Origin of the sequence: Streptomyces cinnabarinus, assembly GCF_027270315.1 — a bacterium.
Taxonomy (GTDB): Bacteria; Actinomycetota; Actinomycetes; order Streptomycetales; family Streptomycetaceae; genus Streptomyces; species Streptomyces cinnabarinus.
Map to the genome: position 1 here is coordinate 1,385,446 of NZ_CP114413.1, position 24,191 is coordinate 1,409,636.

Here is a 24,191-nt window from a genome sequence, read left to right on the forward strand (position 1 = left end):
TATGGACGGACTGTAAACTCTGGACACGTGACTTCTGCGCCCGCCAAGCCCCGCATCCCGAACGTCCTCGCCGGACGCTACGCCTCCACCGAGCTCGCCACGCTCTGGTCCCCCGAGCAGAAGGTGAAGCTGGAGCGTCAGCTCTGGCTCGCCGTGCTGCGGGCCCAGAAGGACCTCGGGATCGAGGTGCCGGACCAGGCGCTCGCCGATTACGAGCGTGTCCTGGACCAGGTCGACCTGGCCTCCATCGCCGAGCGCGAGAAGGTCACCCGGCACGACGTGAAGGCGCGGATCGAGGAGTTCAACGACCTCGCCGGGCACGAGCACGTGCACAAGGGCATGACCTCCCGCGACCTCACGGAGAACGTCGAGCAGCTCCAGATCCGGCTCTCCCTGGAGCTGGTGCGCGACCGTACGGTGGCGGTCCTGGCCCGTCTCGGCAAGCTCGCCGGGGAGTACGGCGAGCTGGTCATGGCCGGCCGCTCGCACAATGTGGCCGCGCAGGCCACCACCCTGGGCAAGCGCTTCGCGACCGCCGCCGACGAGCTGCTCGTCGCCTACGCGCGGGTCGAGGAGCTGCTCGGCCGCTACCCGCTGCGCGGCATCAAGGGCCCGGTCGGCACCGCGCAGGACATGCTGGACCTGCTCGGCGGCGACGCCGCGAAGCTCGCCGAGCTGGAGGACCGGATCGCCGGGCACCTCGGCTTCTCACAGGCCTTCACCTCGGTCGGTCAGGTCTACCCGCGCTCCCTCGACTACGAGGTCGTCACCGCGCTGGTGCAGCTGGCGGCGGCGCCGTCCTCGCTGGCCAGGACGATCCGTCTGATGGCCGGGCACGAGCTGGTCACCGAGGGCTTCAAGCCCGGCCAGGTCGGCTCCTCGGCGATGCCGCACAAGATGAACACCCGCTCCTGCGAGCGCGTCAACGGCCTCATGGTCATCCTGCGCGGCTACGCCTCGATGACCGGCGAGCTGGCGGGCGACCAGTGGAACGAGGGTGATGTGTCCTGCTCGGTGGTCCGCCGGGTCGCCCTGCCGGACGCCTTCTTCGCGCTGGACGGCCTGCTGGAGACGTTCCTGACCGTGCTGGACGAGTTCGGCGCGTTCCCGGCGGTCGTGGCCCGTGAGCTGGACCGCTACCTGCCCTTCCTCGCCACCACCAAGGTGCTGATGGGCGCGGTGCGCGCGGGCGTCGGCCGCGAGGTCGCGCACGAGGCGATCAAGGAGAACGCGGTCGCCTCCGCGCTCGCGATGCGCGAGCAGGGTGCCGAGCGCAACGAACTGCTGGACAAGCTCGCGGCGGACGAGCGGATCCCGCTGGACCGCGCGCAGCTCGACGCGCTGATGGCCGACAAGCTGTCCTTCACGGGCGCCGCCGCCGACCAGGTGGCCGTCGTCGTGGCCCGGATCGAGGAGATCGTGAAGCAGCGTCCGGAGGCCGCGGGCTACACGCCGGGAGCGATCCTCTGACGCGCTTCACCGCCGAGGAGCTGGAGGCCGCCCGCGAACGTCTGGTACCGGACGTGGCCGCGGACGGCCTCCGCGTGTTGTTCTGCGGGATCAACCCGGGCCTGATGACGGCGGCGACGGGCCACCACTTCGCCCGTCCCGGCAACCGCTTCTGGCCGGTGCTGCACCTGTCCGGGTTCACGCCGAGGCTGCTGAAGCCGGCGGAGCAGTCGGAGCTGCTGTTGTACGGGCTCGGTATCACCAATGTGGTGGCGCGGGCGACGGCGCGGGCCGATGAACTGAGCGCCGAGGAGTATCGCGAGGGCGGGCGGCTGCTGGCCGAGAAGGTCGGCAGGCTGCGGCCGGGCTGGCTGGCGGTGGTGGGTGTGACGGCGTACCGGGCGGCTTTCGACGACCGCAGGGCTCAGGTGGGGCCGCAGGAGCGGACGATCGGGGACACGCGTGTGTGGGTGCTGCCGAATCCCAGCGGTCTGAACGCTCATTGGACGGCTCAGACGATGGCGGAGGAGTTCGCGCGGCTGCGGGTCACGGCGGATCCTCCCGCGTGATCAGGACGAACACCTTGGGCGTCTCCTCCGGTTCACGGTCGAGGACCGTCAGGACCACCCAGCTGCCCTCCACCTCCCATGTGCGCAGTTCCGTCGCGAAGACGCTGAGCAGGGCCCATGCCTCGGCTATTCGCCCATCGCGGGTCCCGCGCTCGACGAGCGTGGTGGTGCCCCACCGGGACGGCTCTCCCCAGCGCGCGGTCAGCAGCTCGGCCAGGGCCGCCTCGTAGGCGTAGCAGTCCTCCTCGCTCCGCCAGTCGCGCGGCCCTAAGACGGCCTGGTGATAACCGGGCTCCGCGGGGATCTCCCGTGCGCGGAGCCCGTCGATCCGGGCGAGGTCCTTCGCGATGTCCATGTGATCCAGTAAAGCGGCCACCACTGACATTTGGCGGGGCGTCAGTCGACGTTCGGTCAGGCGTCCCGCCGTCGCACGCTCCACGCGCCCGCCACCAGGGCCGCTGCCGTCCACACGGCGGTCACGGCCAGCCCCGACCACGGGCCCAGCGTCCCGTCGTGCGTCTCGTACAGGACCACCTGGCCCGCCTTGTCGGGCAGGAAGTCGGTGACGCCCCCAGCGGTGTCACCGACGACGAAGGAGACGACGAGCACGAAGGGGATCAGCAGGGAGAGCGTGGCCACGCCGCTGCGCAGCACAGCCGTGAGTCCGGCCGCGAGCAGGGTCATCAGCGTGAGGTAGAGCGCGGCGCCGAGGACGCCGCGGACCTGTTCGCCGGTGCCCAGTCCGCTCGCCGCGTCGCCGAGCCCGGCGCGTGCCACGGCGAAGGCGGCGGTCGTGGTGGCCAGGGCCATGAGCAGGGCCGGTACGGCGATGGCCGTCACCTTGGCCGCGAACCAGCGGCCGCGCCGCGGTACCGCGGAGAGCGACAGCCGCAGCGCGCCCGCGTGGTACTCGGCGGACACCGCCAGGGCGCCGAAGGTGATCGCCGCGATCTGCCCGGGCAGGACGCCGGACAGGGCCGTGAACAGCGGGTCCGTGTCCGGTTCCGCGGTCTCGGCGCCGGCGATGGCGGAGAAGGCGGTCGTGGCGGCGAAGAGGGCCGGCAGCGTCCCGTACAGGGAGCGCAGGGTGCGGATTTTCAGCCACTCGGCGTGGAGGGCGGGGGCGAACGCCATGTCAGGCCTCCTGGGGCTGCGGCGCGGACGAGTGGGCGGTGAACTCGGTCTCCTCGGCGGTCAGATCGAGATAGGCCTGTTCCAAGGTGGCCTCCTCCGCCGCCAGTTCGAGGATGGGGACGCCCGCGGCGGAGAGCAGCCGCCCGATGTCCTCCACACGCGCGTGGTGCACGGTCCAGCGCCCGTCGCTCTCCTGCACGCCGGTGTGACCGTGCTCGGCGAGCAGGGTGCCGAGGGCGTGCGGGTCCGTGGTGCGGATGCGGACTCCTGGCTGTACGCGCGCGTCGATGAAGTCCCGCATCGGTGTGTCGGCCAGCAGCCGCCCTCTGCCGAGGACCACGAGGTGGTCGGCGAAGGAGGCGGTCTCGTTCATGAGGTGGCTGGAGACCAGGACCGTGCGGCCCTCCCCGGCGAGCCGGCGCAGCAACTGGCGGATCCAGATGATGCCTTCGGGGTCCAGGCCGTTGGACGGCTCGTCGAACATGACCACCTCGGGGTCGCCGAGCAGCGCGGCGGCGATGCCGAGCCGCTGCCGCATGCCCAGGGAGTACGTCTTCACCCGGTTCCGGGCGACCGGGGCGAGCCCCGTCTCCGCCAGCGCCTCCTCGACCCGGCGGCCCGGGATGCGGTTCGCGGCGGCGAGGATGCGCAGGTGGTCGCGGCCGGTGCGGGAGCCGTGCGCGGCCTGCGCGTCGAGGAGGGCGCCCACCTGGCGCAGGGGTTCCTGGAGCGTGGCGTAGGGGCGGCCGCCGACGGTGGCGGTGCCGGAGGTCGGCCGGTCGAGGCCCAGGACGAGCCGCATGGTGGTGGACTTCCCGGCGCCGTTGGGGCCGAGGAAGCCGGTGACACGGCCGGGCAGCACGCTGAAGGTGAGCCGGTCCACGGCTCGCCGACCGCCGTACTCCTTGGTGAGGGCTTGGACTTCGATGCTGGTCATGGCACCAGCCTGGCCGGGCACGGGGTGTCGTCACCTCCCCCGCGCGTGGAGATCGTCTCCCCCGTGCGGGGGAGGCTCGTTGTCAGTGGTGGCTGGCACGATGACGCAATGGTCCGCCTTCTTCGCCCATTGCTCCGAGGGACGACGTACACCCGCGTACTGCACCTGTGGGTGCCGATGCTGATCGTCAGCGTGTGGCTGTTCATCGACCTGTCGACGCCCTGGGTGCCCGCACTCGTGCTGCTCCCGGTCGGTCTGATCCCGGCCGTACGGACGGGCGAGGGCGTGCAGGCGCGGCTGCTGCTGATGCGAGGTGAAGAGGAGGCGGTCATCTCGGTCGAGCCGTCGGCGACCTGGCGGGACCGGCTGCGCACCGTGGTGTGGCTGCAGGTGCGGATGGTGCTCGGCGCGGTGACAATGTTCGCCACCGTGTGGCTGCCCGTCCTCGCGGTCGAGCTGGTGCGGCTCGCGGTCGGCCAGCACCCGGGCGACACCCCGGTGCTGCGGGATCAGGCGCCGCATTGGGCGTACGCCCTCCTGGCGCCGATTCCGCTCGTCGCGCTGTACGGCGCGGTGGTGGGTCTCGGCGAGCTGGTCACCGCCGTGGCCCGGCGGCTGCTCGGCCCGTCCGCCGCCGAGCGCCTGGCCGCCCTGGAGGAGCGCACCGAGCAACTCCTGGAGCGCAATCGCATCGCCCGCGAACTGCACGACTCGATCGGGCACGCCCTGACCGTCGCCGTCGTCCAGGCCGGTGCCGCGCGAGCGGCGGGCGATCCGGCGTTCACCGACCGCGCGTTGGAGGCCATCGAGGAGACGGGGCGGGCCGCGCTGGAGGATCTTGACCGGGTGCTCGGCATCCTCCGTGAGTCGGACCGGCCCGTGAGCGCACGGCCGACGCTGGTGGACGCCGACCGGCTGCTGGACTCCGCGCGGGCCGCCGGGGCGAAGCTCGACGTCGAGTTCTCCGGACCGCTGGACACCGTCCCCGGGCCGGTCTCCCGCGAGGGGTACCGCATCCTCCAAGAGTCGCTGACCAATGTGCTGCGGCACGCGGGCGCCGTACCGGCCGGCGTGCGCGTCGACATCACCGGCCGCGCGCTCGTCCTGGAGGTGCGCAATCCGCTGACGGCGGACATACCCAACGCCGGGCGGGGCAGCGGACTTCGCGGCATACGCGAGCGCGCGGCCCTGCTCGGCGGGCGGGCGCACACCGGTCCCGCCGACGGCGACTGGCAGGTGCGTGTGGAGCTGCCGTTGCGCTGATCTACGCTGGCCGGATGCCGGTCACCGTTCTCCTCGTCGACGACGAACCCCTCGTACGCGCGGGCCTGCGGGCGGTGTTGGACGCGCAGCCGGACATCGAGGTCGTCGGGGAGGCGGCCGACGGGGCCGCGGTCATCCCGCTGGTGCGGAGCCTGCGTCCGGACGTGGTCGCGATGGACGTACGGATGCCGCTGCTGGACGGGATCGAGGCCACCCGCGCGGTGCTGCGGACGGTCGAGGACCCGCCGAAGATCCTCGTGGTGACGACCTTCGAGAACGACGAGTACGTGTACGCGGCGCTGCGCGCGGGAGCCGACGGGTTCCTGCTGAAGCGGGCCCGGCCCGCCGAGATCGTGAACGCGGTCCGGCTGGTCGCCGAGGGCGAGTCGCTGCTGTTCCCGGCGTCGGTACGGCAGCTCGCCGCCGAGCACGGGGAGGCCGGCGGCAACCGGGAGGCCCGGGCCGCCATGGAGCGGGCGCAGCTCACCGAGCGGGAGGCGGAGGTGCTGCGGCTGATGACGCGCGGGCTGTCCAACGCCGAGATCGCCGCCCGGATGGTCGTCGGCACGGAGACGGTGAAGTCGCATGTGAGCGCCGTACTGGCGAAGCTGGGGGCCCGGGACCGCACGCAGGCCGTGATCGCGGCCTACGAGTCGGGGTTCGTGGCGCCCGGATGACCGCACCTCACCAGGGCGATCATGGCCCTTCGGCGTGGCCTGTACGGACCGGTCGGTAGGCCACCGGTCGCCCGGCACTCGCCGGGGTCCGCCGGGCCGAGTACGATCCGGCCAACACGCGCACGAGCTGGGAGGACGGACGGTGGGGCGGCTGACCGGCGGGGATCCCTCGCTGCTGCGAAGGATCAATTCCGCTGTGGTGCTGCACGCGCTGCGTGCCACCGACAGCGCGACGCTGACCGAGATCACCCGGGTCACCGGCCTGTCCCGGCCGACCGTCGAGGGGGTCGTCGAGGACCTCATCGAGGCGGGGTACGTCGTCGAGAAGGCCGCCGACGAGGGCGCGGCACGGCGCCAGGGGCGTCCGGCGCGCCGGTTCCGGTTCCGGGCCGAGGCCGGTCATCTGCTGGGCCTTGACATCGGGCCGCACCGGGTCGCCGCGCTGCTGTCCGACCTGGACGGGCGGGTGCTCGGCTCCATCGCCAAGGACGTGGAGGAGACGGCCACCGCCGACGAACGCCTGGAGCGGCTGCGCACGGCCGTCGCCGAGCTGCTGCGCCGGGCCGGTGTGCCGCGCGGTTCGCTGCGCGCCGTCGGCGCCGCGACGCCGGGGATCGTGGAGGCGGACGGCACGGTGCGGCTGAGCACGGCCCTGCCGCAGTGGTCGGGGCTCTCGCTGGGCGAGCGGCTGAGCCGGTCGTTCAAGTGCCCGGTGCTGGTCGAGAACGACGCCAACGCGGCCGCGGTCGCCGAGCATTGGAAGGGCGCGGCGACCGAGTCCGACGACATCGTGTTCGTACTGGCCGGGCTGAGCCCGGGAGCCGGTTCGCTGATCGGCGGGCGGCTGCACCGGGGGTTCGGCGGCGCGGCCGGTGAGATCGGCGCGCTGCATCTGCTGGGCCGTGAGGCCACGCCGGAGACCTTGCTGTCCACCACGGACGAGCCGCTGCACCCGCTCGACGAACAGGCGGTCGCCGAGGTGTTCGCCAAGGCGCGTGAGGGCGACCAGCGGGCCCGCGCGGCCGTGGACCGGTTCATCCAGCGGCTCGTCCACGACACGGCGGCCCTGGTGCTGGCCCTCGACCCGGAGTTGGTCGTCGTGGGCGGCTGGGCGGCGGGTCTGGACGGCGTACTGGAGCCGCTGCACCGCGAGTTGGCGCGCTACTGTCTGCGGCCGCCGAAGGTCACCCTGTCCCTCCTGGGCGAGGCGGCCGTCGCCACGGGGGCGCTGCGGCTCGCTCTGGACCATGTGGAGGAGCAGCTGTTCGCGGTCGAGGGGACGGTCACGGCACGCCGCTGACGAGCCGACGACTCGCGCCCCGGAGGAGTTCCGGGGCGCGGCGGTCGAGGTGCGGTGCGGGTCAGGACGCCTGGCGTTCCGGCCCCTCGTGGAACTCCACGCCGCCGGAGTCCCCGAAGGTGAGCCGGCAGGTGTCCGCGCGGTACGTGGCGACCGAGACGGCGGCAGTACGGCCCTCGGCGAAGTAGCGCGTGGTGACGACGAGGACGGGCGCCCCGGGGAGCCGGTCCAGTTGCCTGGCGTCGTCCGCGCGGGCCGAGCCGAGTTCCACGGCGCGCTCCTGGCCCTCCAGCGCCAGTCGCTGGAGCTCGCGCAGCACCGCACGCGCGCGTGCGGCCCCGGCGGGCGCGTCGATGGCGGAGAGGTCCGGCACCGAGGACGCCGGGACGTAGAGGAGCTCGGCGGCGACGGGCTGACCGTGCGTCACGCGGGAGCGGCGCACCAGGTGCACGAGCTCCTCGGCGCCGGTCTCCAGGACCCCGGCCACGGCCGCGGGCGGAACCTCCGGTGTGCTGTCGACGGGCTGCCAGTCGTCCCCCGCGGCGCCCGGCCACACGTGCTGCTCGGTGGTGCCGACCGCGACCCCCACGCGCGGCGGCGCCACCGTCGTGCCGACCCCGCGGCGACGCTGGAGCCTGCCTTCCAGTTCGAGCTGCTCCAGAGCCTGGCGGAGCGTCGCCCGGGCCACGCCGAAGCGGGCGGCCAGGTCACGCTCGTTGGGCAGGATCTCCCCCACGGAGAACTCCGAATCCAGCGCCTCGCTGAGCACGGTCTTGAGATGCCAGTACTTCGGTTCCGGCACCGTTTCCAATTGCTGGGTCCCCACCCTGTCCTCCGCAATCGCCGTGTTCCGGCGGCGTTTTAGCGCCCTTGTTTATTAAAGGTTGTTGAACTTCTCTGCGACCATAGGGCGACCCCCACCCTTGGTCAATACCAATCCTCGATCCCTTGCCCGGCCTGTACCGGCGGTGCCGTGGAGCGTTCACAGGGCGTTCGCACAGGGCCGTTTTCGTGACGCGACGGCAAAGCCCCCGTCGCGAAACGGGGGCCGCAGTGCGGCGGCTAATCCAGGTTGAGCGACCGCAGCTTGTCGGGGTTGCGGATGACGTAGATCGACTGGATCCGGCCGTCCAGGATCTCCAACTGGAAGACGGCGTCGGGTCTGCCGTCGTCCAGCGCGAGCAGGGCGGGGCCGCCGTTGACCTCCATGAAGCGGAACGACTCGCCGGGTCCGCCCTTCTCGGCCGCGCCGACCAGGAAGCGGCCCACCTTCTCGGCGCTCTCCACGATCCGCAGCGGCGCCCGGGACTTGCCGCCGCTGTCGCCGACCAGGCGCACGTCCGGGGCGAGCAGCGACATCAGTCCGGCCAGGTCACCGTCGGAGGCGGCGGCGAGGAACCGCTCGGTCAGGTCACGGCGCTCGACGGGGTCGACGTCGTAGCGGGGCCGTCGGTCGTCGACATGCCGACGGGCGCGTCCGGCCAGCTGGCGGACCGCCGGCTCGCCGCGGTCGAGCATCGCGGCGATGTCGGCGAAGGGGTAGCCGAAGGCCTCCCTGAGCACGAACACCGCCCGTTCCAGCGGTGACAGCGACTCCAGGACGACGAGGACGGCGAGGGAGACGGTGTCGGCGAGCACGGCCCGCTCGGCGGTGTCCGGAACGGTGTCGCCGAAATCGGTGACATAGGGTTCCGGCAGCCAGGGGCCGACGTACGCCTCGTTGCGCGCCTTGACCTGGCGCAGCCGGTCGATGGCGAGGCGGGTCGTGACGCGCACCAGGAAGCCGCGCGGGTCGCGTACCCCGGCGCGGTCCGCGCTCGTCCAGCGCAGCCAGGCCTCCTGGACGACGTCCTCCGCGTCGGCGACGCGCCCGAGCATGCGGTACGCGACTTCCAGGAGGACGGGGCGGTGCTCTTCGAAGACGTCGGTCACGGTGTCGGTGCTCACGCCTCCATCCCAGCCGACGTGCCCGATCGTGTCCAGGCGAGCCGTCGCAGACGCAAAGAACAGCGCACGGATCGCGCCGAGTTGGACCCCGGCCGGTGCGCCCATCCGGGGTCTACCCGTCGGTAGCATTTGCTGACAAGCTGTCTATGGCATCTGTCGATCCATCCCAGCCGATCTGTTCCAGCGATCCGTCCCAGCCGAGGAGCACTCTTGTCCGCCACCGTCTCCTTCGAGGTCCCCACCCCACAGGGCCCGCGGTCCGTGACCCTCTCCTACGCGCGGGTGGGCCGCGGTGAGCCGCTGCTCCTGCTGCACGGCATCGGTCACCACCGGCAGGCCTGGGACCCGGTACTGGACATCCTCGCCACCGAGCGCGATGTGATCGCCGTCGACCTGCCGGGGTTCGGCGCGTCCCCGGCGCTGCCCGACGGGCTGCCGCACAACCTGCCCTCGATGACGGCCGCGCTCGGCGCCCTGTGCGAGGCGCTGGACCTGGACCGGCCGCATGTGGCGGGCAACTCGCTGGGCGGACTGCTGGCCCTGGAACTGGGCCGGGAGAAGCTCGTACGGTCCGTCACCGCCCTGTCCCCCGCCGGGTTCTGGTCGCAGAACGAGCGCCGCTACGCCTTCACCCTGCTGATGACCATGCGACGGATCGCCGGCAGCATGCCCGAGCCGCTGGTGCGGCAGCTGGCCAACAGCGCGGCCGGGCGTACCGCCCTGACGAGCACCATCTACGCCCGCCCCGGCCGCCGTTCACCCGAGGCCGTGGTCGCCGAGACGCTGGCCCTGGCCAACGCGACGGGCTTCGCCGAGACCCTCCGGGCCGGGAACACGGTCCAGTTCACCGACGACATCCCCGGCCTCCCGGTCACCGTGGCCTGGGGCACCAAGGACCGCGTGCTGATCCGCCGCCAAGGGGTGCGCGCCAAGCGGATCATCCCCCGGGCCCGGCTGATCCGGCTGCCCGGCTGCGGTCACGTCCCGATGAACGACGATCCCGCGCTGGTGGCTCGCGTCATTCTTGACGGCAGCCGCTGAGCCGGCCTGTTCCGGGGCGGCGGGCGCGGCGGCGTGTTCTGAGGTGGCCGCCGCCGGCCGACGCCGGGACAACGCGCCGGAGCCCAGGGCGACTCCGGCGCCCACCAGAGCGCTGCCCGCGGCCTGTGCGGCACCGTAGGAGCCCGTTCCGACCAGTGGCGCCGTGCAGGCCGCGGCGACCGGGATGAGGCCGGAGAACAGCGTGGCGCGCTCGGCGCCGATCCGCTGCATGCCCATGTACCAGCAGACGAAGCCGATCACGGTGACGATCACCGCCTGCCAGAGCAGCGCGGCGGTCTCGGTGGTGTCCGGCCGGCGCAGCGCCCCGGTGCCGTCGACGAGCAGCGCGACGGCCGCGGACTCCACGGCGGCGACCCCGCACACCGTCGCGGACAGCAGCCGCGGGCCCAGGGGCCGCAGTACGGGCACGGCCAGGACGGCAAATCCGACCTCGCCCGCCAGCGCGCACACCGAGAAGGCGATGCCCGCCCCGTCCGTACGGCCCCACCCCTGGACGGTGAGCGCGCCGAGGGCGACGAGCGAGGCCCCGTAGAGCACGACCCGCTGCGGTCGGCGGCTGTCCAGGAGCGGGACGACCACGGCCACGACCACCGGCGCGCAGCCCACGAAGACGCCCGGTACGGCCGGTTCCGCGCTGCGTTCCGCGGCGATCACGGCCAGGTTGAACCCCACCATCCCGACGGCTGAAAGTAACGCCAGGCGCATCCATTGGCCGGCGTTGAGCGCCCGCAGCCGGGCCATGGCGCCCCGGCCGACGAGCGGGACGAGCAGCAGACAGGCCAAGGCGTAGCGCAGGAACTGGCCGCCCGCGTACGGGTAGTCCCCGAGGACGCTGTTGGCGGTGAAGGAGCCTCCGACGAGGACACAGGCGAGCGCGGCGAGCAGGGCCCCGCGCGTGGTGGTGGCGTTCATGGGACCGACGCTAGGAACCGGCGCGGCTCGGTTTAAGGTCCACTTTCATGACGGCGTCGCAGACCAATCCGGACGGGACCGAGGACACCGGCGGTGGCTCCGCCGCGTGGGAGGTGTTGCTGCCCGCGGCCGCCGCGCCGGCCCGCGCGCGTGGGCGGGCGTTGCAGGCGGCGCTGCGCGAGGCGGTGCGGTCGGGGCGGCTCGCCCCGGGGACACGGCTGCCGTCGAGCCGGGACCTCGCCGCCGACCTCGGCGTGTCGCGGGGTCTGATCACGGAGGCGTACGAGCAGCTCACGGCGGAGGGCTATCTGCGCAGCGGCCGGGGCGCCGGGACCTGGGTGGGCGGTGCTGTACGGTCGGCGCGGCCACGCGCGCGTGATCTGGCGCCGCGCTCCCCGGGCGCGCGGGCCGACTTCGTGCCCGGGACGCCGGACCTGTCGCTGTTCCCGCGCGCCGCCTGGGCCGCGGCGCAGCGCGGGATGCTGGCCGAGCTGCCGCACCAGGACCTCGGCTACCCCGATCCGCGCGGGCTGCCCCGGCTGCGCACGGCACTGGCCGAACTCCTGGCCCGCCGCCGCGGCGTGGTCGCGGACCCGGAGCGGCTCGTGGTGGTCTCCGGCGTGGCGCAGGCGACGACGCTGCTCGGATTCGCGCTCCACGCGCGCGGGATGCGCACGGTCGGCGTGGAGGACCCCGGCAGCCCGCAGCACAACGCGCTCTACGCCGCCGCCGGGGTCACCACGGTGCCCCTGCCGCTGGACGACGACGGGCTCGCGGTCGACCCGCTGCGCGCCTCGGGCGTACGGTCCATCGTCACGACCCCGGCGCACCAGTACCCGACCGGCCTCGCCTACTCCGCGCGGCGCCGTGCCGAACTCCTCGACTGGGCGCGCTCGGTGGACGGTTTCGTCCTGGAGGACGACTACGACGGGGACTTCCGCTACGACCGCGCTCCGGTGGGCGCCCTCCAGGGCCTCGACCCGGAGCGCGTGGCCTACGCGGGTTCGGTCAGCAAGTCGCTCGCGCCGGGGCTGCGGCTCGGCTGGCTGCTCGTCCCGGAGGCGCTGGCCGACGAGGTCGTCGAGCGCAAGCGGACGATGGATCTCGGCCATCCCACCCTGGACCAGGCGCTGTTCGCCCGGTTCGTGGAACGCGGTGACTACGACCGGCAGCTGCGCCGCTGCCAGCGCGCGTACCGGGAGCGGCGCGACGCCCTCGTCGCCGCGCTGGACGAGCACTTCCCGGGCTCGCGGGTGTCGGGCATCGCGGCCGGGCTGCATGTCATTGCCGTACTGCCGAAACGGTTCGGGCCCGAGGAGGACTTCCGCGCCCGCCTGGCCGGAGCCGGGGTGGCGGTGCGTCTGCTGTCCGAGTGTGGGCACGCGCGCGGGGAGCACGACGACGTACGGCTGGTGCTGGGGTACGCGCATCTGTCGCCGGCACGGATCCGGGAGGGCGTACGGCTCATGGCCGAGGCGGTGTGACCGGGGCACCGGTTCCCTTGTCTCGTCGGTCAGTTGTTCACTTGTGGTTTGCGTGTGCGCTGCGGCGCACCAGTAGTTGTGGCTCTGCACACTGGCCGGATCCCGTCCTGGAGGCGCACCCATGTCACACCGTCCGTTCGGCCGCCGCAGCGTTCTGCGCGGCTCGCTCGCCGCCTCCGCGGCCCTGACCCTGCCCGCCGCGCTCGGCGCCGCGCCCGCGTTCGCCCTGTCCGGGCGGCCCAAGGCGGGCTGGGGCGTGCAGACCGGCGATGTGACGACCGACTCGGGCCTGGTGTGGGTCCGCTCCGACCGGCCCGCCCGGATGATCGTCGAGACATCGGCCACCGAGTCCTTCCGCAACCCCCGCAGATGGCACGGCCCGCTGCTCGGCGCGGACACCGACTTCACCGGCACGACCAGGCTGCGCGGACTGCCCTCGGGCGAGCAGATCCACTACCGCGTGCTGCTCGCCGACCCCGACGACCCGCGCCGCACCGGCGAGCCGGTGACCGGCACCTTCCGCACCGCGTCCGCCAAGCGGCGGCACGGCGTCCGCTTCCTCTGGTCCGGCGACCTCGCCGGGCAGGGCTGGGGCATCAACCCCGAGCTCGGCGGCTACCGCATCTACGACACGATGGCCGGACTCGACCCGGACTTCTTCCTGTGCAGCGGTGACAACGTCTACGCCGACGGCCCGATCACCGGGACCGTGACCCTGCCCGACGGCCGGACCTGGCGGAACATCACCACCGAGGAGAAGTCGAAGGTCGCCGAGACGCTCGCGGAGTTTCGCGGCAACTTCCGCTACAACCTGCTCGACGAGAACCTGCGCGCCTTCAATGCCCAGGTCCCCTCGATCATCCAGTGGGACGACCACGAGGTCACCAACAACTGGTACCCGGGCGAGATCCTCGGCGATGCCCGCTACACCGAGAAGAACGTCGACGTGCTCGCCGCCCGCGCCCGGCAGGCGTTCTCGGAGTACTACCCCATCTCCACGCTGCGCCGCCCCGACGGCCGGGTCCACCGGGTCCAGCACCACGGGCCGCTGCTGGACGTGTTCGTGCTCGACATGCGCACGTACCGCAACGCGAACTCTCCCGACAACCAGACCACCGACCCGGTCGGCATCCTCGGCCGCGAGCAGCTGGAGTGGCTCAAGCGTGAGCTGTCCCGGTCGCGGGCGGTGTGGAAGGTGATCGCCGCCGACATGCCGATCGGCCTGGTGGTGCCGGACGGCGGCGACGGCAAGCCGCACATCGAGGCGGTCGCCCAGGGCGACCCGGGCGCGCCGCTCGGCCGGGAGCTCCAGATCGCCGAACTGCTGCGGTTCATCAAGCACCGCAGGATCACCGGCACGGTGTGGCTGACCGCCGATGTCCACTACACCTCGGCCCAGCACTACCAGCCCTCCCGGGCCGCGTTCACCGACTTCGAGCCGTTCTGGGAGTTCGTCTCGGGTCCGCTCAACGCCGGTGGCTTCCCGGCCAACGCGCTCGACAGCACCTTCGGCCCGGAGCGGGTGTTCCTGAAGGCCCCGACCGTCGCCAACGTCTCCCCCGCCGAGGGCTACCAGTTCTTCGGCGAGGTCGACATCGACGGGGACAGCGGGGAGCTGACGGTACGGCTGCGCGAGCAGGACGGCACCGTGCTGTTCACGCAGGTCCTCCAGCCGGGGCGGGTCGGCCAGTAGGCGCCCAACCCCGCCTGGCGAACAGCGTTTCCGCAGGCCAGGGCCGATTGTCAGTGGTCGCGTCTACGGTTTTTCCATGACGCGATCACTGCTGGCAGTGGCCTATCGCCGACCCTCCGTGCTGGAGTCCGCAGCGGACGGCCGACGCCTGGGCCTGGAGACCTCACGGGGTGCGACGCCGAACGGCGCCGCCGACAACCCCCGCTTCTTCGCCGGGTTCCTGACGAGCCCTCAGGCGGCTTCCGCCGGGCTGCTGGCGGTGGCCGACGTGGCGGCGGCCCGCTACTACCAGCGGCAACTGCGCGCCTCCCTGGACCCGGTGGTCACCGGCAACGGCGACCGGCTGCGCCTGGAGTCGTTCTCCGGCTGCGGCGGGGTGTACGCCCGCCTGGACGTGCTGACGGCGGGCCTCGACGGCGACGAGGTGGGCCACGGCACGACGAACGTGGACGTGAACAACCCCCTGCGAGAAGCGCTGTCGAGGATCGGCACGGACGATCCGCTGCACCTGCGCGTCGGACCCGACGAGCTGGCGGTGACCACGCTCGACGGCCCGGTGGTGGAGAAGAAGGTGCCGCTCCCGGACCGCTGGCTGCGGGGCTTCGCGGAGTCGCAGGTGATCGCGGCGGGCTTCGACCTGCGCGCCGAACTGCCCGCGGCGGAGGCGGTGCGGTTCCTGCGCGCCCTGCCGAAGGCCGGAGCGCGCGGCGCCTCGGGAGGTCCGCGCTGGCTGGTCCCGTCGGGGCGCGGACTGCGCCCGACCACCCGGGCGGTGCCCGGCGCGGTCTGTCTGCCGGGCCCCGAGCGGCTGATCGCGCTCCAGCGGGCACTGCGGCACGCGACGGCCCTGCGGGTGTACGGACCCGCGGTCGGCGCGGGCTCGGCGGCGACCGCGAGCGCCTGGGAGCTGGTGCTGCCGGGCATGCGGCTCACCCTCACCCTGTCCCCCGACGTTTCGCGGGGCTTCTCCGGCGAGGGCGGTGTCCTCGCCGCGCTCGCCACCGACGAGGCCGCCGAGGACGCGGAACTGGTCTCGGTGCTCCTCGCCTGGGAGCCGCGGATCGACATCACCGACCTGGCCGCCGCCTCGGGCCTGACCGCCGAACGCGTCCGGGCGGCCCTGGTCCGCCTCGGCACCTCGGGCCGGGTCGGCTACGACACCGCGGAGGCGGCCTACTTCCACCGGGAGCTGCCGTACGACTCCGCACGCGTGGAGCGGCACAACCCCAGACTGCGCTCCGCGCGGGAGCTGGTGGCGGCGGGCGCGGTCGCCCTGGACGGCCCGCTCGGTACGGTGACCGCCGAGGACGGCCATGTGCACCGGGTGCGGGACGAGGCGGGGGTGCTCAGCTGCACCTGCCTGTGGTGGGCGAAGTACCGGGGCGGGCGCGGGCCCTGCAAGCACGCGCTTGCGGTGCGGATGGTGCGGCGGGGAGCCGCGGCCGAAGGGGACACGGGGACGCCAGCGGTCATGGCGCGAGTCGACGGGGGTGTGCGATGAGTTCGCTGATGGACGCGGTGCGGGCGGGGCGGATCGCCGAGGTGGTGAATCTGCTCGACGGGATGACGGACAGTGAACGGCGGTTGTGCGTACCCGAGTTGAAGGCACTGCGCAAGGAGCTGGGCGCGGACCGCTGGAGCGAACGGGGGCGCCGGGTCCTGCCCTCCCTACATCTGGCCGGGGCGGCCTGCCAGACCGGTGCGGCGGCCGTGGCGACCTGGGTGGGGGCCACCGATTTCCTCTGGGCGCCGGCGTCCCCGAAGCGGCTGATCGACATCCTCGCCGACCGGGACCTCGACTGGATCGCCGATGTGACGCACCGGCTCGCGCGGCGTCCGACGAGCGCCCGCGTGCCCTTCGAGCTGATGACCGGCCTGGTCCAGCTCTCCGCCTGTCCGGTGCCGACGACGGACGCCTATGTGCAGGGCTGGCTGATGCATGTCAGCGGCGACTGGGCACGCGTGGGCTCGCTCGCTGACCGGCTGCGTCAGGAGCCGCGGCTGGCGGAGCTGGTGGCGGCACTGTTCGAGATCGACGACATCGGCCAGACCTTCGGCTGGGTGGCCGGCGACGGCCGCAACAGTTGGCCCGCCTCCCTCACCCGGCTCGCCGAGGAAGGCGCCCTGGACCGCAAGTCGCTGCTGGACGGCTGCGTGGCCCGTCTGCTGCGGGGCGGCCGACCGGCCGATGTCCGGGTGTTCCTGCGACTGTTGCAGGCGCTGGCCCCGACCACCGAGGAGCAGCGGGAGCGGGTGGCCGACTGGACGGCGCTGGCCGCGGACGCCGCCTCGCCGGTCGCCGCGTACGCCCAGACGCTGCTCGCCGGACTCGCGGTGACCGGTGAACTGCCACCGCGCCGACTGGCCGAGATGTCCGAGGCGGTGCTGTTCCGCCCCGAGAAGACACTGGTCCGGGCCCAGCTCGTGCTGCTGGGCAAGGTCCTCGCCCAGGACGCGTCCGGCGCCGACACCCTGCTGCCCGCCCTGTCCCAGGCCCTCGGGCACCCGGACTCCGAGATGCAGGAGCGCGCGGTCAAGCTGGTGGAGCGGCACGCGTCGAAGGTCAGTGAGCAGGGAGTGCGGGACGAACTCTCCGCCGCCGCGGAACAGCTCTCGCCCGTGCTCCGGTCCCGGGTGGCCGAAGCCCTGGGCGTGGTCCGGGAAGCGGCGCAGGAGTACGAGGAGATCCTGCCGCCGGTCCCGATGCCCGTGCGGCTGGCGCCCGCCCCGCCCTCGGCTGCCGAACTCGCCGAGGAGGTCGGCGCGTTGCTGGCCGCAGGCGATGACGTGAGCGCCTTCGAGCGCACCCTGGACGGCCTCGTCCGCCACGCCCACAGCGATCCGGACACACTGCGGCGGGCCCTGGAGCCGGTGGCGAGCCGCCTACCCTGGTCGGCGGCGGACACGGTCCATCCGAACGACTTCTACGGCCACCGCCATCTGGAGCTCGTCCTCGCCGCCGTGCTGAGGAAGACACCGCCCGAGAGCTACCACGCCCCGCTCCAGGACCCGCTGTCGGTGGGGGGCTGTGTGCACAGTCCCCTCGGACGGGCCTTCAATGCCCGTATCTGGGAGATCGCGCGCCGCGTCCGCGCCGACCCGCCGCCCTTCCTCCTCTCCACGCCCACCTGGCACACCGGACTGATCGAACCGGAGGTGCTGGTCGACCGGCTCGATGTGTACCGCGCGGCGGATGTCCGGGTCATCGCCGCCGACTTCGCGCAGGCACTGCTCCGGGTCCGGCGCCAGGACCGGGCGGCGTCCGTGGCGGCCGCCGAGCGTGCGGCGGCCCTGGACACGCCCGAGGGGACACGGCTCGCCCAGTGGCTGACCGCGGACGGCCCGGCCCTGCCGACGGCACGACGGCGCGTCGCGGGCCCCCGCGTCCTGCTGGAGTTCGGCGAACTCGACGAGCTGCAGCGGGACTTCCCGCCGGACTTCCACCCGCTGGGCAGACCGGTGACCGTCTACGGTGACCGCTGGCACTGCTACCACTGGGACGGCGGCCTGCGTCCGCACTGGTCGGCCCTGCTGCCCGAGCGGCCCGAACTGATCGCGGTGCGGCTGCTGCGGGACCTCTCGGACATCGCGATCGACAACGACCGGGGCGCCGCGGAGATCCTCCCCCGGCTCGCCGAGTCCGGCGGCGAGGCGGGCCCCGCCCTGCATCTGGGCGTGGCGTACGGGCTCGGCGCGCGGCACGAGGAGGACCGGCTCGCCGCCGTGGACGCCGTGCTGGTGCTGGCGGCGCGTGGGCAGCTCGACGCGGAGCGGCTCGGTACGGACCTAGGGGAACTGGTGGGCAGCGGGGCGGTCAAGCCGTCGCGGCTGGTGGAGTCGGTGCGGACAGCCGCGGCCACCGGGGCGAGCGCCACGGTCTGGGAGATACTCAGGCACACCCTGCCCGCGCTGCTCGCCGACCAGTCCGGCGAACGACCGGCCACACCACCGCGCGGGCTTCCCGATCTGCTCGCCGTGGCCGCGGACTGCGCCGAGCGGTCCGGCGCACGGGGCGACGTGCCGCATCTGTCCCGGACGGCGGACCGGCGTGGCTCCTCCCGGCTGCTCGCCCAGGCCCGTCGGCTGCGCAGCACGCTGGTCGCGGAGGTGGCCGCCTGACGTAGTCCCCTGGGCCGTTGGTCCTACACCACGGCGTGGACGTGGGCGGGCGGAACCAGGACGGGAAACCTGGTCGTGCGGCGCCCGCAACACGACCGTAAAGGAAGCGACAAAAGGTGCAGAAGCGATCTTTACCGCCCGGTCACAAAGCGTTCGTGATCACGCAACACCGTTCCTTCACAGTGGCTGCATGAGTCGAGACATGTCTGATGTGACGCGTGCGCGGCACGGTCGTCCCGTCCACCACTGGCGGCGGGACGTCATCGAACTCGCCGCGCTCTTCACGGCGGTGGCGGTGGCGGACGCCGTGGCCAACCTGGTCGGGCACGGCCCGGACGGGCCGGAACTGCTGCTGGTGTCGGCGGTGCTGCTGATCGCCACGGCCGCCTTCCACACCTGGTGGGCACGCCGCCACGGCCATGCGCCGCCGGCTGACGATACCGGCGCCCGGTCCGCCGTTGAGCGGCAGGCCGGGCCCGTGGAGCAGTCGGCACAGCCGTCGGAGGCCGCCTCCGGCGGGAGCACGCTGTGGCGGATGCGGACGACCGTGAAGGACGAACCGGGATCGCTGGCCGCGCTGTGCACGGCCCTCGCGGAGCGCCGGGTCGACATCCTGAGCCTCCAGACGCATCCGCTGGGTGCCGGCACGGTCGACGAGTTCCTGCTCCGCGCTCCGGAAGAGCTCGCCGCGGCGGAGATCAGCCGCGCCGTCTCCCGGGCGGGCGGCACGAGCACCTGGATCGAACGCGCCGACGCCCACGACCTGGTGGACGCGCCGACCCGGGTGCTGGGCCTGGCCACCCGCACCGCCCTGGACGCGGCGGAAATGCCGCTCGCGCTGCGGCAGTTGCTGGGCCGCTGCACGATCCGCCAGCTCCCCGGCGCCCCGGTCGCCGGACGGGCGCCGGAGGGCGTGCCGGTGGAGGGCGTACTGGAGGACACCGTGATGCGGCTGCGGGCGCCGGAAGGCGGAGTGATCACCGTGGAGCGGCCGTATCTGCCGTTCACCCCGACCGAGTTCGCCCGGGCGCGCGCCCTGGTGGAGCTGGACGCGCGGCTCGGTCCGCGGGTTCCCTCCGGCGAGGACGTGCTGACGCTGCCGGAGGGCAACGACATCACCGTGCGCCGGGCCGACACGGGCGATGTCGAGGCCGCGAAGGCCATGCACGAGCGGTGCTCGGCACGGACGCTGAGCATGCGGTACCACGGGCCGGTCGGCGATGCCGACCGCTACCTGAACCACCTCCTCAGTCCGCGGTTCGGGCGGACGCTCGCGGTGCAGACGGCGTCGGGGCGGATCGTCGGGCTCGGTCATCTGCTCTGGGACGGTGACGAGACCGAGGTCGCGCTGCTGGTCGAGGACGCGTGGCAGCGGCGTGGGATCGGCGCGGAGTTGCTCCGCAGGTTGGTGGGGATGGCTGTTGTTGCCGGGTGCGAGAGTGTGTACGCGGTGACGCAGGCTTCCAACACGGGGATGGTGGCCGCGATGCGAGGGTTGGGGCTTCCGCTCGACTATCAGATCGAGGAAGGGACTCTCGTCATCACGGCCCGGCTCGCCTCGGAGGTGCAGGTGCAGTCGGGTGTGGGGGAGCCTTCTCGCCGTCGGGGCTAGTGGGTCATCGCGGGTGCGGGTTCGTTGTGGCTGGTCGCGCCCCGCGGCGGAGCCGCAGATCGATGCGGCCCCGCGCCCCTGACCGGTGCTGCCCCCAGGGCGTTGTCCAGATCCGCCCAGAGGTCCTCCGCGTCCTCCAGGCCCACCGACATGCGCAGCAAGCCGTCGCTCACCCCGGCGTCCCTTCGGTCGCCCGCGTCCACTATGCGGTGGCTGATCGACGCCGGGTGCTGGATCAGGGTGTCGACGCTACCGAGGCTGACCGCCGGGGTGATCAGGCGGACTGCGGCGATTACCTCGTGGGGGTCTCCCGCCACCTCGAAGGCGACCATCGCGCCGCCGATGCTCGGGTAGTGGACCCGGGTCACTCGCGGATCGGCGGCCAGGCGGGCGGCCAGGTCGGCCGCGGTCGCCGAGGCCGCGCGGACCCGGACCGGGAGTGTCGACAGGCCGCGCAGCAGGAGGTAGCCGGCCAGCGGGTGCAGGACGCCGCCCGTGGCGAAGCGGATCTGGCGGAGGGTTCCGGCCAGTCCCTCGTCACAGGCCACGACGCCGGCCATCACGTCGCCGTGTCCGCCGAGGTACTTGGTGGCGCTGTGCAGCACCAGCCGTGCGCCCTGTTCGGCGGGGCGCTGGAGGACGGGGGTGGCGAAGGTGTTGTCCGCGAGGAGCGGGACCGAGCCGCAGGCGTGGGCGACGGCCCGCAGGTCGACCTCGGCGAGGGTCGGGTTGGCCGGGGACTCGACCATCACCAGGCCGGTGTCGGGGCGCAGCGCGTCCGCGATTCCGGCCGGGTCGGTCCAGGTGACCTCCGAGCCGAGCAGGCCGGCGGTCAGGAGGTGGTCGCTGCAGCCGTACAGGGGGCGGACGGCGACCACATGGCGCAGGCCGATCGAGGCCCTGGCCAGCAGCACCGCGCTGAGCGCGGCCATGCCGCTGGCGAACGCCACCGCCGACTCGGTGCCCTCGAGACGCGCCAGGGCGGTCTCGAAGCGGGCGACGGTCGGATTGCCCAGTCGCGCGTAGACGGGCGGCCCGTCCGGATCGGCGCCGGTCTCGGCGAACGCGTCGATCCGGGCGGCCTCGGCGCGGCTGTCGTAGGACGGGTAGGTCGTGGACAGGTCGATCGGCGGGGCGTGCAGGCCAAGGGCTGCGAGGTCGTCGCGGCCGGCGTGCACGGCTTCGGTGGCCAGGGCTCTCGATCGCACAGGGGTCTCCATGGGCGGAAGAGTGAACGTCGACCGGGTCACAGGAATCGAACGCCGTGCTACGTTCGGCCAATGGCCGAATCTGTCGTACTGGATCCGGTGGACCTTCATCTGCTGCGGCTGCTGCAGAACGACGCCCGGACGACGTACCGGGATCTCGCCGCGCAGGTCGGGGTCGCACCGTCGACCTGCCTCGACCGCGTGACCCGGCTGCGGCGGGCCGGGGTGATTCTCGGCCACCAGCTGCGGCTGGATCCGGCGAAGCTCGGGCGCGGGCTCCAGGCGCTGCTGTCCGTGCAGGTCAGGCCGCACCGACGGGAATTGGTGGGGCCGTTCGTGGAGCGGATCCGGGCGTTGCCGGAGTCGCTGACCGTCTTCCATCTCACCGGTCCCGACGACTATCTGGTCCATGTCGCGGTCGCGGACATGGCCGATCTCCAGCGTCTGGTGCTGGACGAGTTCACGGCCCATCGGGAAGTCGCGCGGGTGGAGACCAGGCTGATCTTCCAGCAGTGGGACTGCGGGCCCCTGCTCCCGCCTTCGCCCTCGGCTCAATCGGTGTGACGCACGGTGGCCGTCGTACGAGGATGGTCGCCATGTCTGAGACGAAGAGCCCGCTGCCCCGTGAGGTCGCCGACGCGTATGTCGACGAGCTCATCGCCCTTGATCCCGTCACCGGTACGTATCTCGGCGTCAAGGACAGTTCGAGCAGAATGCCCGACCTCTCACCCGGGGGCCAGGAGGCACTCGCGGAGCTGGCGCGGGCGACGCTGGCACGGCTCGACGAGGCCGAGCGGCGGCCCGGCGGGGACAGCGCCGTCGAGCGCCGGTGCGCCCGGCTGCTGCGTGAGCGGCTGACCGCCGAACTCGCGGTGCACGAGGCCGAGGAGGGCCTGCGCGCGGTCGGCAACATGGGCACGCCCGCCCACAGTGTGCGCGAGGTCTTCGCCATCACCCCGGCCGAGACCGAGGAGGACTGGGCGGCCATCGCCGAGCGGCTGCGCGCGGTTCCGGCCGCGCTGTCCGGCTACCGCGAGTCCCTGACGCTCGGCCTGGAGCGCAAGCTGTACGCGGCACCGCGGCCGACCGCCACCTTCGTGGAGCAGCTCACCGAGTGGGCGGACACCGGCGAGGGCAAGGGCTGGTTCGAGGACTTCGCCGCGGCCGGACCCGACGCGCTGCGCGCCGAGCTGGACAAGGCGGCCCGGGTGGCGACGGCGGCCGTGGTGGAGCTGCGGGACTGGCTGCGGGACGTGTACGCGCCGGCCGTGGAGGACGCCCCGAACACCGTGGGCCGGGAGCGGTACGCCCGGCTGGCGCGCTACTTCAACGGCGCCGACCTCGACCTGGACGAGGCGTACGCCTACGGCTGGTCCGAGTTCCACCGGCTCCTCGGCGAGATGAAGGAGGAGGCCGAGAAGGTTCTTCCCGGCGCCGAGACGCCGTGGGTGGCGCTCGCGCACCTCGACGAGCACGGCCGGAAGATCGAAGGGGTCGACGAGGTGCAGGTCTGGCTCCAGGGCCTGATGGACCGGGCGATCGAGGCACTCGACGGCACCCACTTCGAACTCGCCGAGCAGGTGCGGAAGGTGGAGTCGCGGATCGCCCCGCCCGGCGGCGCCGCGGCCCCGTACTACACCAGCCCCAGCGAGGACTTCTCCCGTCCCGGCCGCACCTGGCTGCCGACGATGGGGCAGACCCGCTTCCCGGTCTACGACCTGGTCTCCACCTGGTACCACGAGGGTGTTCCGGGCCATCACCTCCAGCTCGCGCAGTGGGTGTACGTCAAGGACGACCTCTCCCGCTACCAGGCGACGGTCGGCCATGTCAGCGCCAACTGCGAGGGCTGGGCGCTGTACGCGGAGCGGCTGATGGACGAGCTGGGCTTCCTCACGGACGCGCAGGAGCGGCTCGGCTATCTGGACGCGCAGATGATGCGGGCCGCCCGGGTCATCGTCGACATCGGCATGCATCTGGAGCTGGAGATCCCGGCGGACTCGCCCTTCCACCCGGGCGAGCGGTGGACGCCGGAGCTGGCCGAGGAGTTCTTCGGGGCGCACAGCAGCCGCCCGCGGGACTTCGTCAAGAGCGAGCTGACCCGCTATCTGACGATCCCGGGCCAGGCGATCGGCTACAAGCTGGGCGAGCGGGCCTGGCTGCTGGGCCTGGACCGGGCGCGCGAGCGGCACGGCGACGCCTTCGACCTCAAGTCCTGGCACATGGCGGCCCTGTCGCAGGGCTCCCTGGGCCTGGACGACCTCGTCGACGAGCTGTCCCGGCTGTAGCCGGCGCCGAACTATCCCGCCAGCGCCCGCAGTCGGACCAGTCCGAGCCAGGTCTCCGGGCCTGGCCGGACCCAGGCCGCGCGCACCCCGTACGCGCCCGGAGTCAGGGTGACGCACAGTGGGGCGGCACGCGCGGTCTCGGTGCCCGGCCAGGCGGAGTCGAACAGGAACACCGGTCCCGGCACCTTCCAGCGCACTTCCTCGCCCCACTCCGCGGCGTCGAGGGCCGCGGGGACGCCGGAGAGCAGCTCCGCCTCGGAGTCGGCGGCGCACCAACGGACGAAGGTGCCGTGGTCCGGCAGATAGGCGGTGGCGGCGGGCTCGTCGCCCAGGACCAGGGCCGCGCTGTCCCCTACGGGGAGCAGTCCGACCGGTCCGTCGATATCGCAGGCCCGGTCGTAGTCGGAGGCGGTCTCGTCGCCGTCGGCGCCCGCCCAGAACGGGAGCACCGTCTCCGGCACCGCTATGAGGGGACCGCCGCCCGACTCCACCCATCGCACCCTGTGTCGCACCATGGCGCAGAAACCTACACGGACGGTC

The 24,191-nt window shown here is 73.0% G+C and carries 20 protein-coding genes and 1 pseudogene; 13 read left to right on the plus strand and 8 right to left on the minus strand.

Features of this window, described 5'->3' with window-relative positions:
- Window positions 1–27 precede the first annotated feature (27 nt).
- Window positions 28–1,470, plus strand: a complete 1,443-nt coding sequence (gene purB / locus STRCI_RS05910; RefSeq protein ID WP_269657778.1) for an adenylosuccinate lyase — start codon at window positions 28–30, stop codon at window positions 1,468–1,470.
- Entirely contained in the window at window positions 1,467–2,018 is a 552-nt protein-coding gene (gene mug / locus STRCI_RS05915) for a G/U mismatch-specific DNA glycosylase (RefSeq protein WP_269664496.1), read from the plus strand. Before purB ends, mug begins: the two co-directional genes overlap by 4 nt.
- On the opposite strand, the gene STRCI_RS05920 is transcribed toward mug, so the two are convergent.
- Genes STRCI_RS05920 through STRCI_RS05930 form a run of 3 tightly spaced genes read right to left on the minus strand, consistent with a single transcriptional unit; the run spans window position 1,996 to window position 4,089 of the window.
- Entirely contained in the window at window positions 1,996–2,373 is a 378-nt protein-coding gene (locus STRCI_RS05920) for a hypothetical protein (protein WP_269657779.1), read from the minus strand. The two genes, mug and STRCI_RS05920, sit on opposite strands and share 23 nt — an antisense overlap.
- A 56-nt stretch (window positions 2,374–2,429) precedes the next feature.
- Window positions 2,430–3,152, minus strand: coding sequence for an ABC transporter permease (locus STRCI_RS05925; RefSeq protein ID WP_269657780.1), 723 nt, complete (start codon window positions 3,150–3,152; stop codon window positions 2,430–2,432).
- A 1-nt stretch (window position 3,153) separates the two neighbouring features.
- Window positions 3,154–4,089: an ABC transporter ATP-binding protein gene (locus STRCI_RS05930; RefSeq protein WP_269657781.1), complete on the minus strand. Its 936-nt coding sequence runs from the start codon at window positions 4,087–4,089 to the stop codon at window positions 3,154–3,156.
- Window positions 4,090–4,197: 108 nt separating this feature from the next.
- On the opposite strand from STRCI_RS05930, the gene STRCI_RS05935 reads away from it, so the two are divergent.
- From STRCI_RS05935 to STRCI_RS05945, 3 genes are all read left to right on the plus strand, one after another.
- Window positions 4,198–5,352: a sensor histidine kinase gene (locus tag STRCI_RS05935; RefSeq protein ID WP_269657782.1), complete on the plus strand. Its 1,155-nt coding sequence runs from the start codon at window positions 4,198–4,200 to the stop codon at window positions 5,350–5,352.
- A 14-nt stretch (window positions 5,353–5,366) separates the two neighbouring features.
- The gene (locus STRCI_RS05940) at window positions 5,367–6,029 is read left to right on the plus strand and encodes a response regulator (protein WP_269657783.1); all 663 of its coding nucleotides are present in this window, start codon (window positions 5,367–5,369) and stop codon (window positions 6,027–6,029) included.
- A gap of 142 nt (window positions 6,030–6,171) precedes the next feature.
- Window positions 6,172–7,329 carry an ROK family transcriptional regulator gene (locus STRCI_RS05945; protein ID WP_269657784.1) on the plus strand — a complete coding sequence of 386 codons (1,158 nt, stop codon included), beginning with the start codon at window positions 6,172–6,174 and terminating at the stop codon, window positions 7,327–7,329.
- 61 nt (window positions 7,330–7,390) lie between these two features.
- On the opposite strand, the gene STRCI_RS05950 is transcribed toward STRCI_RS05945, so the two are convergent.
- Window positions 7,391–8,155, minus strand: a complete 765-nt coding sequence (locus STRCI_RS05950; RefSeq protein WP_269657785.1) for a GntR family transcriptional regulator — start codon at window positions 8,153–8,155, stop codon at window positions 7,391–7,393.
- 236 nt (window positions 8,156–8,391) lie between these two features.
- The gene (locus tag STRCI_RS05955) at window positions 8,392–9,276 is read right to left on the minus strand and encodes an RNA polymerase sigma-70 factor (RefSeq protein WP_269657786.1); all 885 of its coding nucleotides are present in this window, start codon (window positions 9,274–9,276) and stop codon (window positions 8,392–8,394) included.
- 210 nt (window positions 9,277–9,486) lie between these two features.
- Here STRCI_RS05955 and STRCI_RS05960 point away from each other — a divergent pair, with 210 nt between their 5' ends.
- Window positions 9,487–10,317: an alpha/beta fold hydrolase gene (locus STRCI_RS05960; protein ID WP_269657787.1), complete on the plus strand. Its 831-nt coding sequence runs from the start codon at window positions 9,487–9,489 to the stop codon at window positions 10,315–10,317.
- A gap of 96 nt (window positions 10,318–10,413) precedes the next feature.
- Here STRCI_RS05960 and STRCI_RS05965 read toward each other — a convergent pair.
- Window positions 10,414–11,250 (minus strand): annotated as a pseudogene (locus STRCI_RS05965) (EamA family transporter); the annotation flags it as partial.
- Between the two features lie 47 nt (window positions 11,251–11,297).
- Between STRCI_RS05965 and pdxR the strand changes: the two are divergent.
- The 5 genes from pdxR to STRCI_RS05990 all read left to right on the plus strand — a co-directional run bounded on the left by pdxR (window position 11,298) and on the right by STRCI_RS05990 (window position 20,158).
- Entirely contained in the window at window positions 11,298–12,734 is a 1,437-nt protein-coding gene (gene pdxR, locus STRCI_RS05970; RefSeq protein ID WP_269657788.1) for a MocR-like pyridoxine biosynthesis transcription factor PdxR, read from the plus strand.
- Between the two features lie 121 nt (window positions 12,735–12,855).
- Entirely contained in the window at window positions 12,856–14,427 is a 1,572-nt protein-coding gene (locus STRCI_RS05975; RefSeq protein ID WP_269657789.1) for an alkaline phosphatase D family protein, read from the plus strand.
- A gap of 76 nt (window positions 14,428–14,503) precedes the next feature.
- A complete protein-coding gene (locus STRCI_RS05980) occupies window positions 14,504–15,928 on the plus strand; it encodes an SWIM zinc finger family protein (protein ID WP_269657790.1) in 1,425 nt (474 codons plus the stop codon).
- On the plus strand, window positions 15,925–18,546 hold the full coding sequence (locus tag STRCI_RS05985) for a DUF7824 domain-containing protein (protein WP_269657791.1): 2,622 nt from the start codon (window positions 15,925–15,927) through the stop codon (window positions 18,544–18,546). The genes STRCI_RS05980 and STRCI_RS05985 overlap by 4 nt, the downstream gene beginning before the upstream one ends.
- A 202-nt stretch (window positions 18,547–18,748) precedes the next feature.
- Window positions 18,749–20,158: a GNAT family N-acetyltransferase gene (locus tag STRCI_RS05990; protein WP_269657792.1), complete on the plus strand. Its 1,410-nt coding sequence runs from the start codon at window positions 18,749–18,751 to the stop codon at window positions 20,156–20,158.
- On the opposite strand, the gene STRCI_RS05995 is transcribed toward STRCI_RS05990, so the two are convergent.
- The gene (locus STRCI_RS05995; RefSeq protein ID WP_269657793.1) at window positions 20,155–21,378 is read right to left on the minus strand and encodes a trans-sulfuration enzyme family protein; all 1,224 of its coding nucleotides are present in this window, start codon (window positions 21,376–21,378) and stop codon (window positions 20,155–20,157) included. The two genes, STRCI_RS05990 and STRCI_RS05995, sit on opposite strands and share 4 nt — an antisense overlap.
- 60 nt (window positions 21,379–21,438) lie before the next feature.
- Between STRCI_RS05995 and STRCI_RS06000 the strand changes: the two genes are divergently transcribed.
- Both STRCI_RS06000 and STRCI_RS06005 read left to right on the plus strand, forming a co-directional pair.
- On the plus strand, window positions 21,439–21,930 hold the full coding sequence (locus STRCI_RS06000; RefSeq protein ID WP_269657794.1) for an Lrp/AsnC family transcriptional regulator: 492 nt from the start codon (window positions 21,439–21,441) through the stop codon (window positions 21,928–21,930).
- A 32-nt stretch (window positions 21,931–21,962) separates the two neighbouring features.
- Window positions 21,963–23,651, plus strand: a complete 1,689-nt coding sequence (locus tag STRCI_RS06005) for a DUF885 domain-containing protein (protein WP_269657795.1) — start codon at window positions 21,963–21,965, stop codon at window positions 23,649–23,651.
- A gap of 11 nt (window positions 23,652–23,662) precedes the next feature.
- Here STRCI_RS06005 and STRCI_RS06010 read toward each other — a convergent pair whose 3' ends face one another.
- Complete coding sequence (locus STRCI_RS06010) at window positions 23,663–24,166, minus strand: immunity 21 family protein (protein ID WP_269657796.1); 504 nt, start codon at window positions 24,164–24,166, stop codon at window positions 23,663–23,665.
- Window positions 24,167–24,191: the final 25 nt, after the last annotated feature.

Bases quoted from the DNA above. Each gene is read 5' to 3' on its own strand.
- STRCI_RS06010 (WP_269657796.1), bottom strand. From the start codon at position 24,166: ATGGTGCGACACAGGGTGCGATGGGTGGAGTCGGGCGGCGGTCCCCTC.
- STRCI_RS05925 (WP_269657780.1), bottom strand. From the start codon at position 3,152: ATGGCGTTCGCCCCCGCCCTCCACGCCGAGTGGCTGAAAATCCGCACC.
- STRCI_RS06005 (WP_269657795.1), top strand. From the start codon at position 21,963: ATGTCTGAGACGAAGAGCCCGCTGCCCCGTGAGGTCGCCGACGCGTAT.
- STRCI_RS05975 (WP_269657789.1), top strand. From the start codon at position 12,856: ATGTCACACCGTCCGTTCGGCCGCCGCAGCGTTCTGCGCGGCTCGCTC.
- STRCI_RS05940 (WP_269657783.1), top strand. From the start codon at position 5,367: ATGCCGGTCACCGTTCTCCTCGTCGACGACGAACCCCTCGTACGCGCG.
- STRCI_RS05985 (WP_269657791.1), top strand. From the start codon at position 15,925: ATGAGTTCGCTGATGGACGCGGTGCGGGCGGGGCGGATCGCCGAGGTG.
- STRCI_RS05935 (WP_269657782.1), top strand. From the start codon at position 4,198: ATGGTCCGCCTTCTTCGCCCATTGCTCCGAGGGACGACGTACACCCGC.
- STRCI_RS05980 (WP_269657790.1), top strand. From the start codon at position 14,504: ATGACGCGATCACTGCTGGCAGTGGCCTATCGCCGACCCTCCGTGCTG.
- STRCI_RS05920 (WP_269657779.1), bottom strand. From the start codon at position 2,373: ATGGACATCGCGAAGGACCTCGCCCGGATCGACGGGCTCCGCGCACGG.
- STRCI_RS05990 (WP_269657792.1), top strand. From the start codon at position 18,749: ATGTCTGATGTGACGCGTGCGCGGCACGGTCGTCCCGTCCACCACTGG.
- STRCI_RS05930 (WP_269657781.1), bottom strand. From the start codon at position 4,089: ATGACCAGCATCGAAGTCCAAGCCCTCACCAAGGAGTACGGCGGTCGG.
- pdxR (WP_269657788.1), top strand. From the start codon at position 11,298: ATGACGGCGTCGCAGACCAATCCGGACGGGACCGAGGACACCGGCGGT.
- STRCI_RS05995 (WP_269657793.1), bottom strand. From the start codon at position 21,378: ATGGAGACCCCTGTGCGATCGAGAGCCCTGGCCACCGAAGCCGTGCAC.
- STRCI_RS06000 (WP_269657794.1), top strand. From the start codon at position 21,439: ATGGCCGAATCTGTCGTACTGGATCCGGTGGACCTTCATCTGCTGCGG.